Origin of the sequence: Kitasatospora sp. NPDC048194, assembly GCF_043202455.1 — a bacterium.
Classification (GTDB): Bacteria; Actinomycetota; Actinomycetes; order Streptomycetales; family Streptomycetaceae; genus Kitasatospora.
Genome location: NZ_JBIDAK010000003.1, coordinates 370,662 through 384,428, shown reverse-complemented (window position 1 = coordinate 384,428; position 13,767 = coordinate 370,662). Strand labels below are relative to the sequence as shown.

The following is a 13,767-nucleotide window of genomic DNA, read 5'->3' as shown; positions in this document are numbered from 1 at the left end:
GCCGGCGCACGCACCGCAGACGCAGCAGAGCCCGTCCGCCGGAACGGCGAACGGGCTCTGCTGGAGATTCGGGCTCAGCGAGCGGCCGCGGCACCCCGCAGCCGGGCCACCCGGTCGGACACGCCCCAGGCGGTGACCCGCCAGAGCGCCTCGAACACGATGTTGCGGCTCATCTTGGACGCACCCAGCTCGCGCTCCACGAAGGTGATCGGCACCTCGGCGACCTTGAACCCGGCCTTCACCGTGCGCCAGGCCAGGTCCACCTGGAAGCAGTACCCGGCCGAGGCCACCTCGTCCATGCCCAGCCCGAGCAGCGTCTCCCTGCGGAAGGCCCGGTAGCCGCCGGTGACGTCCCGGATCGGCACGCCCAGCATCAGGCGCGAGTAGGTCGAGCCGCCGCGCGAGAGCAGCAGCCGCGACCTGGGCCAGTTCACCACCCGGCCGCCCGGCACCCAGCGCGAACCCAGCACCAGGTCGGCGCCGCGCAGCGCGCTCAGCAGCCGGTCCAGCTCCTCGGGCTGGTGCGAACCGTCCGCGTCCATCTCGACCAGGACGTCGTAGCCGTTGTCGACGCCCCAGCGGAAGCCCGCGAGGTAGGCGGCGCCCAGGCCCTCCTTGCCCTTGCGGTGCATGACGTGGACGTTGTGGTCCTCGGCGGCCAGCTTGTCGGCCAGCTCGCCGGTGCCGTCGGGGCTGTTGTCGTCGGCGACCAGCACGTGCGCCTCGGGCACCGAGGCACGGACCCGGCCGACGATCCGCTCGACGTTCTCCGCCTCGTTGTAGGTCGGGATGATCACCAGGACCCTGCCGAGATCAGCAAAACTCTGCTGGTTCACGGTCACGTACAAACCTCTCGGCCGATGGCGGGGGGCATCAGAACACCGTCGCCCGCACTCTGGAACGCGGCCCCGCCGACAGCCGCCGACGGGTCGACCACGGTGGACACGCTGTGCGGGGCGGGGACTGCTGCGTCCTGGCATCCTACTACCGCGCCCGGGAACCGCCCGTCCGGCCACGGCACTCCCACCCGACGACGACCGTTTCCCCGCACGAGGAGCGGGTGGGCTAGGGTCGATGCCCTTGCCCTTTTGCCCGTGCCCGGACCCGCCCGCACCGCCGGGCCGCCCCCGGCGACCCGGCACACCCGCCCAGACAGCGAAGGAGTAGGACCGCGCGCATGGACAGGCTCGTCAACACCGTCCGCCCGTACGCCTGGGGGTCGCTCACGGCCCTGCCCGAGCTGCTGGGACAGGAGCCGACCGGGGAACCGCAGGCCGAGCTGTGGATGGGCGCCCACCCCGGCGACCCGTCCCGAGCCGACCGCGGCGCGGGCCCGCAGCGGCTGGACGAGCTGATCGCGGCCGACCCCGAGGGCGAGCTCGGCGCGGCGAGCGTGGCCAAGTTCGGCCCGACGCTGCCCTTCCTGTTCAAGGTGCTCGCCGCCGGCGCCCCGCTGTCCATCCAGGCCCACCCCACCCCGGACCAGGCCCGGGCCGGCTTCGCCGCCGAGAACGCCCTCGGGATCCCGCTGGACGCCCCCGAGCGCAGCTACCGCGACGACAACCACAAGCCCGAAATGGTCTGCGCGCTCGGCGAGTTCGAGGGCCTGTGCGGTTTTCGCCGCCCCGCCGAGGCGGCCGGGCTGATGGCCGGGCTCGCGGCGCCGGGGCTGGACCCGCTGATCGACCTGCTGAGCGTCGAGGACGAGTCCGAGGCGCTGCGCGCCACCCTGGCCGCCGTCCTCACCATGGACGACGGGACCGCCGCGAAGACCGTCCGGGAGACGGCCGAGGCACTGGCGGCGCGCGACACCGCCGATCCGGACTCCGACTACGCCCCGTACGCCCGGATCGCCGAGGACTTCCCCCAGGACCGCGGCCTGATCGCCGCCCTGCTGCTCAACCACGTCCGGCTGCGCGCCGGCGAGGCGCTCTACCTGGGCGCCGGCGTGCCGCACGCCTACCTCTCCGGCGTCTGCGTCGAGCTCCAGGCCAACTCGGACAACGTGCTGCGGGCCGGCCTCACCCCGAAGCACATCGACGTGCCGGAGCTGCTGAAGGTCGTGGTCTTCGAACCGGACGCCGCCCGGATCGTCCGGCCCGTCCCGGTCGACGCCACCCCCGGCGAGCAGCTCTACCCCGTCCCGATCGACGAGTTCCGGCTCTCCCGCTTCGAGTTGGACGGCGTCGAGCGCGAGATCGACGGCCGCACCCCGCAGATCCTGCTCTGCACCGAGGGTGCGGTACGGCTCACCGCCGCCGACGGCACCACCCTGGACCTCGCCCGCGGCCAGTCCGCCTTCCTCCCGGCGACCGGCGCCCCGACCCGCGTCCGCGGCACCGGCAGCACGCTCTTCCGCGCCACCGTCACCGTCTGACCGCGGCACCAGCGCCGGTACGACGAAGGGCTCGCCCCCGAGCAGGGGGCGAGCCCTTCGCGCATCCGGTCAGCGGCCCCGCGGCCCCGGACCGGACGCGCCGACCTCGACCGGCACCGGCTCGGGCTCCACGGCGCGGACGGCGGCGTCCCCGGCCGCACCGGCCGGCCGTACCGGGTCCTCCGTCGGCCACCGCCGCTCGACGGCCTTCAGCACCTTGCGGCCCAGCTTCTGCCCGGGCATCTCGACCAGCTTGTAGAGCAGGTAGCTCGCGATCAGCACCACGGCGAGGTACTCGGCCGTCCAGAGCACCTTCCCGCCGGTGGTGGGCGGCACCTTGGCCACGTGCAGCAGCGGCTGGATGGTCCGCACCAGCGGGATGTGCAGCAGGTAGACCGAGAAGCTGACCGCCCCCAGCCAGGTCAGCGCCCGCGGGAAGCGCTTCCGCCGCAGCGCCATGGCCGCACCGAAGGTGACCCAGGCCGCCAGGTAGGCGCCCGACCAGGCCATCCAGCCGGAGGTCCAGGTGTGCTGCTCCATGCCGTCGCGGTTGTACATCCAGCCGACCGCGACCCCGGCCATGAGGACGAAGCCGCAGCAGAGCCAAGCCTGGAGCCGGTCGACCTGCCGGTGCTCGGCGCGGTACAGCACGGTGCCGGCGAACATCGTCGCGAAGATCATGAAGGACTCGAAGGCGGGGGCCCGGCTGTTGTTGTAGACGAGCACCAGCCCGAGGCCGGCCAGCAGCACCGCGCCGATCCGGGTCAGCGCGGGGCGCCCGCTCAGCATGCAGGCGAAGCCCATGAGGACGATCAGGGTCGCCGACCAGACCAGGCCCCGGGTGGAGGTGACGTCCCGGGTCAGCGTCATCGGCGCGATCGCCGTGCCGAGGAGCAGCGCCACCCCCGCGAAGCCGACCGCGATCGGGCCGCTGCGGCGGTGCCAGCCCATGGTGAACAGGGCGGTCACCAGGTAGTAGAAGACCATCTCGTAGCAGAGCGTCCAGGTGACGTTCAGGGCGTTCCAGACGCCCAGCAGGTCCTGGAGCATGATGCCGTTGGCGGCCACGGCCACGTAGTTGTGCCCGGTGGCGAAGAGCGCGACCGAGCCGTCACCCTTCGGGATGATGGCCAGCGCCACCGCGATGGCGATGATCACCGGTGGCCACAGCCGGAAGAGCCGACCGATCCAGAACGCCCGCACGTCCCCCCGGCGCTCCAGGGAGGCCGGGATGATGTAGCCGCTGACCAGGAAGAACAGCATGACCCCGTAGAGGCCGAGGTCCCCGTGCCACCAGATGAAGGCGGCCACCGGCTCCGGCAGCATCTTCAGGACGTCGAAGTGGTGCAGGGCGACCACGAGGGCGGCCACACCGCGGAGCGCGTCGAGCCAGCCCAGCCTGGCGGCTGATCCACCGGCCCGGGCCTTCGTGCTTCCCCCGGCCCGGCGGACGGTCAGCTGTCGTATCGTCTTCACGGCAGGGACAGTAGTCCATCGGGCACGGTCGTTCCCCCGCAAGCGCCCGGCGGGAACCGCCGGAGGTTCCCTAGTCCCGGGTCATGTCGACGAAGCGCGAGTAGTGGCCCTGGAAGGCCACCGTGATGGTGGCGGTCGGGCCGTTGCGGTGCTTGGCGACGATCAGGTCGGCCTCGCCCGCGCGCGGCGACTCCTTCTCGTACGCGTCCTCGCGGTGCAGCAGGATGACCATGTCGGCGTCCTGCTCGATCGAGCCGGACTCGCGCAGGTCCGAGACCATCGGCCGCTTGTCGGTGCGCTGCTCCGGGCCACGGTTCAGCTGGGAGAGCGCGATGACCGGGATCTCCAGCTCCTTGGCCAGCAGCTTGAGGTTCCGGGACATGTCCGAGACCTCCTGCTGACGGCTCTCGGCCCGGCGGGAGCCGCCGGACTGCATCAGCTGGAGGTAGTCGATGACGACCAGCTTGAGGTCGTTGCGCTGCTTGAGGCGGCGGCACTTGGCGCGGATCTCCATCATCGACAGGTTCGGCGAGTCGTCGATGTAGAGCGGGGCGTTGGAGACGTCCGGCATCCGGCGGGCGACCCGCGTCCAGTCGTCGTCCGTCATGTTGCCGGAGCGCATGTGGTGCAGCGCGACCCGGGCCTCGGCGGAGAGCAGGCGCATGGCGATCTCGTTGCGGCCCATCTCGAGCGAGAAGATCACGCTCGGCAGGCCGTTGTGGATCGAGCAGGCCCGGGCGAAGTCCAGCGCGAGGGTGGACTTGCCCATCGCGGGGCGGGCCGCGATGACGATCATCTGGCCGGGGTGCAGTCCGTTGGTGAGCTGGTCGAAGTCGGCGAAGCCGGTGGGCACGCCGGACATCTGGCCCTGCCGGGAGCCGATCGCCTCGATCTCGTCGAGGGCGCCTTCCATGATGTCCGACAGCGGCGCGTAGTCCTCGTTGGTGCGCTGCTCGGTGACGGCGTAGATCTCCGCCTGGGCGGCGTTGACGATCTCGTCCACGTCGCCCTCCGCCGCGTAGCCCATGCCGGCGATCCGGGTGCCGGCCTCGACCAGCCGGCGCAGCACGGCCCGCTCGTGGACGATCTGGGCGTAGTACTCGGCGTTGGCGGCGGTCGGGACGGAGTTGACCAGGGTGTGGAGGTAGGAGGCGCCGCCGACGCGCTGCAGCTCGCCGCGCTTGGTCAGCTCGCCGGCCACGGTGATCGGGTCGGCCGGCTCGCCGCGGGCGTAGAGGTCGAGGATCGCGCCGTGGATCAGCTCGTGCGCGGGCCGGTAGTAGTCGGCGGGCTTGAGCACCTCGACGACGTCGGCGATGGCGTCCTTGGAGAGCAGCATGCCGCCCAGGACGGACTGCTCGGCGGCGAGGTCCTGCGGGGGGACGCGCTCGAAGCCGTCGACGCCGCCGCCACCGTCCTCGCGGCGGTCGCGGTCCTCCCGGCGGTCACCCTTCTTGCCGTTGTTGTTGAAGCCGTTGTTGTTGAAGCCGCCACCGCCCTTGCGGAAGCCCTCGTCCCGGCCGCCGCCCTGGCCGCTCCGGTTGCGGGTGACGGGGAGCCGGTCGCTCGGGCCGTCCGGGAAGGGTGCGCCGTCGAACGCGCTCACCGGGAACGGGTCCTCTGCGGTCGGCCAGTCCTCCTCCGGCGGCGGGGCGTCGTGGTCGTCGTACTGGGGGCCGGTCACGCGTGTTCCCCGATCAGCGAGTCGTGCGAGTTGGAGCTGGGCCTTGCCGGTGGCTGGGTGGAGCGGAGCCGCTCCTCTTTGTACGCCACGGCACCGACAAATCGGACGCCGGGGCGGTGGGAGTGTCGGGCGGACGGCCCACGCTAAGGCGCTGGAAGCCCCTGCGCCAAGGCGGTTATCCACAGGGGGTGTGGATGAGCGGCCCTGGCCTGTGGAAAACTGCCGCAAAGCTGTGGACACCCCTGTGGAAGGGTCTGTGGATAACCGGACGATCGCCCCGCTGTCAACCGGCTGACCTGCGGTTACCTCTTTCCGGGCCTGTGCATGAGAAATTCTTCACACGCCACCGGGGGACTGTGGGCGCCCGGCGGCCGAAGCTCCTCGCTCAAGGTTTCGAGTAATGACTGCCAATGGCTAGCGGTCGTTACCTGTGGATGAGTACCCTGGAGCCCATGACCGCCGCCCCCACCGTGCCGCGCCCCGGCCGCCGGCACGACCGCGAGATCCTCGCCCTGGCCGTGCCGGCCTTCGGCGCGCTGGTCGCCGAGCCGCTGTTCCTGCTGGCCGACTCGGCGATCGTCGGCCACCTCGGCACCTCCCAGCTCGCCGGGGTCGGCGTGGCCTCCGCCGCACTCTCCACCGCGACCGGGGTGTTCGTCTTCCTCGCCTACGCCACCACCGCCGCGGTCGCCCGCAGGATCGGCGCCGGGGACCGCCGGGGCGCCGTCCAGCAGGGCGTCGACGGACTGTGGCTCGCCCTCGGCCTTGCCGTCCCGGTGGTCCTGTTCACCCTGCTGCTCGCCCCCTGGGTGGCCGACCTGCTGGGTGCCTCGCCCACCGCCGCGCCGTACACGGTGACCTACCTGCGGATCAGTTCGCTGGGCATCCCGGCGATGCTGCTGGTGATGGCCGCCACCGGCGTGCTGCGCGGCCTCCAGGACACCCGCACCCCGCTGCTGGTGGCCGTCGCGGGCTTCGCCGCCAACATCGGGCTGAACGCCGGGCTGGTGTACGGTGCCGGGCTCGGCGTGGCCGGCTCGGCCTGGGGGACGGTGCTGGCGCAGACCGGGATGGCCGCCGTCTACCTGGCCGTGGTGGTCCGCGGCGCCCGCCGGGAGCGGGCGTCGTTGCGGCCGGACGCGGCGGGCATCCGGGCCGGCGCCAGGGCGGGCGGCCCGCTGCTGGTCCGGACGGTCAGCCTGCGCGCGGTGCTGATGATCGCCACCGCGGTGGCCGCCCGGCTCGGCGACGACCAGGTGGCCGCGCACCAGATCACCATGACGCTGTTCAACTTCCTGGCCTTCGCGCTGGACGCCATCGCGATCGCCGGGCAGGCCATCATCGGCCGCTACCTGGGCGCCTCGGACGTGCCGGGAGCCAGGGCGGCGACCCGGCGGATGGTCGAGTGGGGCATCGGTTCCGGGGTGGTGCTGGGCCTGCTGGTGGTGCTCGCCCGGCCGCTGTACGTCCCGCTCTTCACGCCCGACCCGGCGGTGCAGGGGCAGCTGGACACCGCCCTGCTGCTGCTCGCGCTCAGCCAGCCGGTGTCCGGCCTGGTCTTCGTGCTGGACGGCGTGCTGGTGGGCGCCGGGGACGGGCCGTACCTGGCCCGGGCCGCCCTCGCCACCCTGGCGGTCTTCGTCCCGGTGGCGGTCGCGGTGCCGGCCACCGGCACCGGGCTGGCCGGGCTCTGGTGGGCGATGAACCTGTTCATGCTGGTCCGCGCGGTGTTCCTGGTGGCCCGCGCCCGCGGTGGCCGCTGGCTGGTCACCGGGGCCGTCCGCTCCTGACCGCCGGTTCCGGGAACGACCGAGGGCCGGACTCCCCGGGGGGAGTCCGGCCCTCGGGCCACTGCTACGGGACTCAGGCGGCCACGACGGCGACGTCGAGGTTGGCCACGACGTCGGAGTGCAGCTTGACCGAGACCTTGTGGGAGCCCACGGTCTTGATCGGCGAGGCGATCGCGACGGCGCGCTTGTCCACGACCGGGCCGCCGGCGGCCTTGATGGCCTCGACGACGTCGGCCTGGGTCACCGAGCCGAACAGGCGGCCGGCGTCGCCCGAGCGGACGGCCAGCTTGACCTGGACGCCCTCGAGCTGACCCTTGACCTCGTTGGCGGCCTCGAGGGTCTGGATCGCGTGGATCTTGCGGGCGCGACGGATGGCGTCGACGTCCTTCTGGCCGCCCTTGGTCCAGCGGATGGCGAAGCCGCGCGGGACCAGGTAGTTGCGGGCGTAGCCGTCCTTGACCTCGACGACCTCGCCGGCGGAGCCGAGACCCGGCACCTCGTGCGTGAGGATGATCTTCATTACTCGGTCACCCTCTCTTAGCGCGCGGTGCTGGTGTAGGGCAGCAGCGCCATCTCACGGCTGTTCTTCACGGCCGTGGCGACGTCACGCTGGTGCTGGGTGCAGTTGCCGGTCACCCGGCGGGCACGGATCTTGCCGCGGTCGGAGATGTACTTCCGCAGCAGGTTCGTGTCCTTGTAGTCAACGTAGTTGACCTTGTCCTTGCAGAAGACGCAAACCTTCTTCTTCGGCTTGCGAGCAGGCGGCTTCGCCATGGTGTGCTCCATTTGGGGTTCACGGCCCGGCGGGCGTCCGAGGACGCCGGCGGCCGGGCCGCACGAAATCTGTCAGCTCTTAGAACGGGGGCTCTTCCGAGTAGCCGCCACCGGACGGGGCACCCCAGCCGCCGCCCTGGTTGCCGCCGGACGGGGCGCTGGACGCCCACGGGTCGTCGGAGGGGCCGGACTGACCGCCGCCGGAGTTCCCACCCCAGCCGCCGCCGCCCTGCTGGCCGCCACCGCCGTTCCAACCGCCCTGGCCGCCACCCTGCTGGCCGCCGAAGCCGCCACCGGGGCCGCCGGACCGGTTGGCCCGGGTGACCTTCGCGGTCGCCGACCGCAGGCTCGGGCCGACCTCGTCGACCTCGACCTCGAAGACCGTCCGCTTCTCGCCTTCCTTGGTCTCGTAAGACCGCTGGCGCAGTCGGCCCTGCACGATGACGCGCATGCCGCGCTGCAGCGATTCGGCCACGTTCTCCGCCGGCTGACGCCAGACGTTGCACGTGAGGAAGAGGCTCTCGCCGTCCTTCCACTCGTTCGTCTGGCGGTCGAAGGTGCGGGGGGTGGACGCGATACGGAACTTCGCGACCGCCGCACCCGACGGGGTGAAGCGCAGCTCGGGGTCGTCGACGAGATTGCCGACGAGGGTGATGACGGTCTCGCCTGCCATGGTGGTGATGACCTCTCGGGAAGATGTCCGTTCACCGCTGTTTCACGTGAAACAGCGGTCGCGAGCTACCCGAGACCCGAAGGCCTCAGAGGTGGCTCAGTGGGTGTCCGGGCGCAGGACCTTGGTCCGCAGAACCGACTCGCTCAGGCCCATCTGGCGGTCGAGCTCCTTGACGACCTCAGGCGTGGCCTTCAGGTCGATGACTGAGTAGATGCCCTCGGACTGCTTGTTGATCTCGTAAGCCAGACGGCGACGACCCCAGGTGTCGACCTTCTCCACCTTGCCGCCGCCGTTGCGGACGACGGTGAGGAAGTTCTCGATCAGGGGGGAGACAGCGCGCTCCTCGACCGAGGGGTCGAGGATGACCATCACCTCGTAGTGACGCATGAGTAACCCACCTCCTTTGGACTCAGCGGCCACGGTCTCTCCGTGGCAGGAGGGTTGTGCGTTGCGTCGGCACCGGCGGTGACGACACCGGCTCACCGTAGCGGCCGGGTCCGACAGTCGGCCCCGCACACCCGGGATCGGGTGTCACCCGGAAGAGGGCGCAAGGGGGCACAACTACACCAGTGCAGACGGCACAGCCTACCTGCACCCGGACGGCCGAACAAAACGCATAGGGGTTGTGAGAGCGACCCAACCGCCGCAATCTGGACGGAACGGGATTCCTGCCCGTTCGTCTCCACGCCAGGAGGTGGGATTCATGGCCCAGTCCGTCCATCGCATGCCCGCGCTCACGCTGAACACCGACGGCCACCCGCACCCCCGCGAGAACACCCTGGTGGCGCTCACCGCCGTCCTGGGAGTCATCGCCTTCACCACGTCGTTCTTCTACAACCTGCACGTGCTGACCTCGTGGACCGGCCTCGCCGGGATCGTCACCGGGCTCTGGGGGATGTTCGTCTCGGTGACCACCGCCGAGCGCTTCGTCCTGATGATCACGCTCGGCGCTTCCGCGATCGGCTTCTACCTCGGCATCGCCCGCGGCGGCCTGGTGGGCTGAGGCCCGTCGGAGCCCGTGCGGAACCCCGTTCGGGCCCGGCCCAGGAACCCTCGGCGCCCCCGTCGCGTATCTGCAGAGAAGACAGGTACGCGACGGGGGCGCCGTCGTGCCCGCAGCGGCGGGCCGGCGGGTCCCGGACGATAAGGTCAGCCCGAGAACCTGGGGCCACCGCAGCCCGACCGACGAGGAGCACCGAGCAATGAGCCTGCGCCTGAGGACGATCACCCGCGAGGAGCACCTCGCCTTCATCAGGAGCCGCGCCTCGGCCAGCCACATGCAGGTGCCGGCCTGGGGCGACGTGAAGGCCGAGTGGCGCTCCGAGTCGATCGGCTGGTTCGACGAGCAGAACCAGCTGGTCGGTGCCGGCCTGGTGCTCTACCGCCAGCTCCCCAAGGTCAAGCGCTACCTCGCCTACCTGCCCGAGGGCCCGGTCATCGACTGGTTCGACCGCGACCTCGACCGCTGGCTCTCCCCGATGCTGGCCCACCTGAAGTCCCAGGGCGCGTTCTCCGTGAAGATGGGCCCGCCGGTGGTCATCCGCCGGTGGAACGCCCCCACCATCAAGGAGGCCATCGCCGCCAAGCAGGCCAAGCGCCTGCGCGACATCGAGGCCGACTGGTACGAGCCGCGCGCCTTCGAGGTGGCCGACCGGCTGCGCAAGGCCGGCTGGCTGCAGGGCGAGGACGGCGGCGCGGGCTTCGGCGACGTCCAGCCGCGCTACGTGTACCAGGTGCCGCTGGCCAACCGCTCGCTGGACGACATCCAGAAGGGCTTCAACCAGCTCTGGCGCCGCAACATCAAGAAGGCCGAGAAGAGCGGCGTCGAGGTGGTCCAGGGCGGCTACGACGAACTGCCGATCTTCCACCAGCTCTACCTGGTGACCGCCGAGCGCGACCGGTTCACCCCGCGCCCGCTGGCCTACTTCCAGCGGATGTGGAACGCCCTCAACGCCGAGGACCCCAACCGGATGCGGCTCTACATCGCCTACCACGAGGGCGAGCCGCTGGCCTCGACCACGATGCTGGTGGTCGGCGAGCACGTCTGGTACTCCTACGGCGCCTCGGCCAACCACAAGCGCGAGGTCAAGCCCTCCAACGCGATCCAGTGGCGGATGATGCGCGACGCCTACGCCCTCGGCGGCGGTGTGTACGACCTGCGCGGCATCAGCGACACCCTCGACGAGAACGACCACCTGTTCGGTCTGATCCAGTTCAAGGTCGGCACCGGCGGCCAGGCGGCCGAGTACCTCGGCGAGTGGGACTTCCCGCTGAACAAGCTGCTGCACAAGGCCCTCGACCTCTACATGTCCCGCCGCTGAGGAGACTGACCCGATGACACTGTCGCTCTACCTCGACACCGAACGCTGGCGCACCCACCAGCGGTCCGTGCTGTCCGAGTTCCCCGGCCTGGTGCCCGTCGCCAAGGGGAACGGCTACGGGCTGGGCAACCACCGGCTGGCCGAGGAGGCGACACTGCTCGGCACCGGTGTGCTGGCCGTCGGCACCGCCTACGAGGCGGCCGACGCCGCCGAGTGGTACGGCGGCGAGCTGCTGGTGCTCACCCCGTACCGGGTCGGCGAGGAGGTGCTCCCGCTGCCGCACGCCCGGGTGATCCGGACGGTGGCCAGCGTGGACGCGCTGCGCGCGCTGCACGGCGCCCGGGTGGTGCTGGAGTGCATGACCACCATGCGCCGGCACGGCGTGAGCGCGGACGACCTGCGGACGGTGGCCGCCGAGCTGGACGGGGTCTCCTTCGAGGGCCTGGCGCTGCACCTGCCGATGGACCGGCCGGACGGTTCCAGCCCGGTCGAGGAGGTCGCGTACTGGGTGGACACCGCCCGGGCGGCCGGCATCCCGGTGCACACCGTCTTCGTCAGCCACCTCGGCGCGGCCGGCATGGACCAGCTGGCCCAGCGATACCCGGGCACCGTCTTCCGGGCCCGGATCGGCACCCGGCTCTGGCTGGGCGACCACGCCGCACTGGAGGTCCGGGCCACGGTGCTGGACGTCACCCCGGTCAGGAAGGGGGACCGCTACGGCTACCGCCAGCACCCGGCGCCCTCCGACGGCCACATCCTGGTGGTCGCCGGAGGCACCGCGCACGGCATCGGCCTGGAGGCCCCCAAGTACGTGGCGAGCATGGGCGCCCGGGCCAAGGGCATCGCCCGGGCCGGTCTGGCGACCGTCAACAAGACCAAGTCGCCGTTCCACTGGGCCGGCAAGCAGCTCTGGTTCGCCGAGCCGCCGCACATGCAGGTCTCCCTGCTGTTCCTGGACGGCGAGACCGAGCCGCCCGCGATCGGCGACGAGCTGGGCCTCCAGGTCCGGCACACCACCACCCACTTCGACCGCGTGGTGGACCGCTGAGCATCCCCCTCGGGGGTGCTCAGCGCGCTCACGGCCGCTCGGCCGGCTCCGACGGTCCTGGCTTCTCCAGCCACTGCTCGGGGCCGGCCGGCGCGTAGGCGGCGTAGCTCTCCTCCTCGCGCAGCCGTCGGGCGGTCCCCAGCACGGTCACGTCCGGGGCGCGGTCCAGCACCCCGCCGGAGGGGTCGTCGCTGCCGTCCCAGCGGACCGGGTCGCGGTCCGCGTGGAGGACGTCCCGGACCACCAGCCCGACCAGGTAGAGCGTGCCGAGCAGGTGCAGCACGATCGCGAAGTGGTACCAGGACTCGCCGATCCCGTGCTGCTTGGGCCCGGTCACGAAGCCCAGGTGGGACCAGATGCCCAGGGTGTACAGCACCTCGCAGGCCTGCCAGACGAGGACGTCCCGCCAGCGCGGCCGGGCCAGCGCCGCGAGCGGCAGCAGCCAGAGCACGTACTGGGGCGAGTACACCTTGTTGACCAGGACGAACAGGGCGACCACCAGGAAGGCGAGCTGCGCGAAGCGCGGCCGCCGGGGTGCGGACAGGCCCAGCCACGCTATGGCCGCGCAGCCCAGCACCATCAGCACCCCGATGTAGAGGTCGAGGTCGGCCAGCCCCACGCCGCGGTTCTGCATCAGGATCAGCCAGAACGAGCCGTAGTCCTCGCCGCGGTGCTCGCTGAAGACGTAGAAGGTCGACCAGCCCTGCCAGTTGGCCGCCATGATCGGCAGGTTGACCACCAGCCAGGCGCCCACCGCACCGCCCAGCGCCACCCGGAACTCGCGCCACTTCCCGGCCCGCCAGCAGAGCACCAGCAGCGGGCCGATCAGCAGGAGCGGGTAGAGCTTGGCCGCGGTGGCCAGGCCGATGAACACCCCGGCCCAGCCCGGGCGGGACCTTGCCCACCAGGCCATCCCCACGGCCGCCAGGGCGACGGCGAGCAGGTCCCAGTTGACCGTGCCGTTGAGCAGCAGCACCGGCGAGAGCCCGAAGAGCAGGGCGTCCCAGGGCCGGCGGCGGTGGGTGCGCGACAGCGCCACCACGGCGACCACCGCGCAGGCCATCAGCAGCCCGGCGTTGATCGCCCAGAACCACTGCTCCTGGTCCTGCTGGGTGCCGCCGCCCGGTGTCAGCCAGGCCGCGACCTGCATGAACAGGCCGGTCAGCACCGGGTACTCGAGGTACTGGAGGTCCCCCGAACTGCCCGGGATGCGGTCCACGTAGGGGTGCAGCCCGGCCGCGAAGCCGCGCCCGGAGAACAGGTGCGGGATGTCGCTGTAGCAGGCGTGGATGTACTGCGGCGAGCCGGGCTGGAACCAGGCCTGCTGGTAGCAGGGCAGGTCGTGCACCATGCCGAGCACGGAGACCACGATCACCACGAGCGCCAGGAAGCGCGCCGGGATCCACCAGGAGACGCCGAGCAGCGCCCGGCGGCCGGGCGGGCCGCCGAACACCTCACTGCCGGCCGCCGCCACCCGGTCCTCGTCGGCCGGGACGACCACGGTGTTGGCCGGCGGCGCGGGCGTGGCGACGGCTGCCGGGGTGGGCCCTGCGGCGGCGCCGGACCCGTGCGGGCCCGCGGTTTCGTCACGATCGCTCGACGTCATGCCGGACATCCTGCCGCA

General features: G+C 71.7%; 13 protein-coding genes. 5 read left to right on the top strand and 8 right to left on the bottom strand.

All coding sequences use genetic code 11. The features are described from left to right. Positions 1-74: 74 nt before the first annotated feature. The gene (locus ACGF07_RS06725; protein WP_392896002.1) at positions 75-842 is read right to left on the bottom strand and encodes a polyprenol monophosphomannose synthase; all 768 of its coding nucleotides are present in this window, start codon (positions 840-842) and stop codon (positions 75-77) included. A gap of 335 nt (positions 843-1,177) precedes the next feature. Between ACGF07_RS06725 and manA the strand changes: the two genes are divergently transcribed. Next, complete coding sequence (gene manA / locus ACGF07_RS06720) at positions 1,178-2,377, top strand: mannose-6-phosphate isomerase, class I (RefSeq protein WP_392896000.1); 1,200 nt, start codon at positions 1,178-1,180, stop codon at positions 2,375-2,377. 69 nt (positions 2,378-2,446) lie between these two features. Here the strand turns inward: manA and ACGF07_RS06715 are convergent, their stop codons facing one another. Next, a complete protein-coding gene (locus tag ACGF07_RS06715; RefSeq protein ID WP_392895998.1) occupies positions 2,447-3,853 on the bottom strand; it encodes an acyltransferase family protein in 1,407 nt (468 codons plus the stop codon). A 70-nt stretch (positions 3,854-3,923) separates the two neighbouring features. Next, on the bottom strand, positions 3,924-5,459 hold the full coding sequence (gene dnaB / locus ACGF07_RS06710; RefSeq protein WP_392896082.1) for a replicative DNA helicase: 1,536 nt from the start codon (positions 5,457-5,459) through the stop codon (positions 3,924-3,926). A gap of 530 nt (positions 5,460-5,989) precedes the next feature. Between dnaB and ACGF07_RS06705 the strand changes: the two genes are divergently transcribed. Further along, positions 5,990-7,327: an MATE family efflux transporter gene (locus tag ACGF07_RS06705; RefSeq protein ID WP_392895996.1), complete on the top strand. Its 1,338-nt coding sequence runs from the start codon at positions 5,990-5,992 to the stop codon at positions 7,325-7,327. Positions 7,328-7,400: 73 nt separating this feature from the next. Here ACGF07_RS06705 and rplI read toward each other — a convergent pair whose 3' ends face one another. From rplI to rpsF, 4 genes are all read right to left on the bottom strand, one after another. Next, entirely contained in the window at positions 7,401-7,847 is a 447-nt protein-coding gene (rplI, locus tag ACGF07_RS06700; RefSeq protein ID WP_350743875.1) for a 50S ribosomal protein L9, read from the bottom strand. A 17-nt stretch (positions 7,848-7,864) separates the two neighbouring features. After that, positions 7,865-8,101: a 30S ribosomal protein S18 gene (rpsR, locus tag ACGF07_RS06695; protein ID WP_030059640.1), complete on the bottom strand. Its 237-nt coding sequence runs from the start codon at positions 8,099-8,101 to the stop codon at positions 7,865-7,867. 79 nt (positions 8,102-8,180) lie between these two features. Then, entirely contained in the window at positions 8,181-8,774 is a 594-nt protein-coding gene (locus ACGF07_RS06690; protein ID WP_350743876.1) for a single-stranded DNA-binding protein, read from the bottom strand. Positions 8,775-8,870: 96 nt separating this feature from the next. Beyond that, positions 8,871-9,161: a 30S ribosomal protein S6 gene (rpsF, locus tag ACGF07_RS06685; RefSeq protein WP_030233085.1), complete on the bottom strand. Its 291-nt coding sequence runs from the start codon at positions 9,159-9,161 to the stop codon at positions 8,871-8,873. A gap of 316 nt (positions 9,162-9,477) precedes the next feature. Between rpsF and ACGF07_RS06680 the strand changes: the two genes are divergently transcribed. The 3 genes from ACGF07_RS06680 (at position 9,478) to ACGF07_RS06670 (ending at position 12,143) form a co-directional block, all read left to right on the top strand. Further along, the gene (locus ACGF07_RS06680) at positions 9,478-9,777 is read left to right on the top strand and encodes a hypothetical protein (protein ID WP_350743877.1); all 300 of its coding nucleotides are present in this window, start codon (positions 9,478-9,480) and stop codon (positions 9,775-9,777) included. Between the two features lie 199 nt (positions 9,778-9,976). Continuing rightward, positions 9,977-11,095: a peptidoglycan bridge formation glycyltransferase FemA/FemB family protein gene (locus tag ACGF07_RS06675; RefSeq protein WP_350743878.1), complete on the top strand. Its 1,119-nt coding sequence runs from the start codon at positions 9,977-9,979 to the stop codon at positions 11,093-11,095. 13 nt (positions 11,096-11,108) lie between these two features. Then, positions 11,109-12,143 (top strand): alanine racemase, encoded by a 1,035-nt coding sequence (locus tag ACGF07_RS06670; RefSeq protein WP_392895993.1) that lies wholly within the window; start codon positions 11,109-11,111, stop codon positions 12,141-12,143. Positions 12,144-12,171: 28 nt separating this feature from the next. On the opposite strand, the gene ACGF07_RS06665 is transcribed toward ACGF07_RS06670, so the two are convergent. Then, positions 12,172-13,749: a glycosyltransferase family 87 protein gene (locus ACGF07_RS06665; protein ID WP_392895991.1), complete on the bottom strand. Its 1,578-nt coding sequence runs from the start codon at positions 13,747-13,749 to the stop codon at positions 12,172-12,174. Positions 13,750-13,767 lie beyond the last annotated feature (18 nt).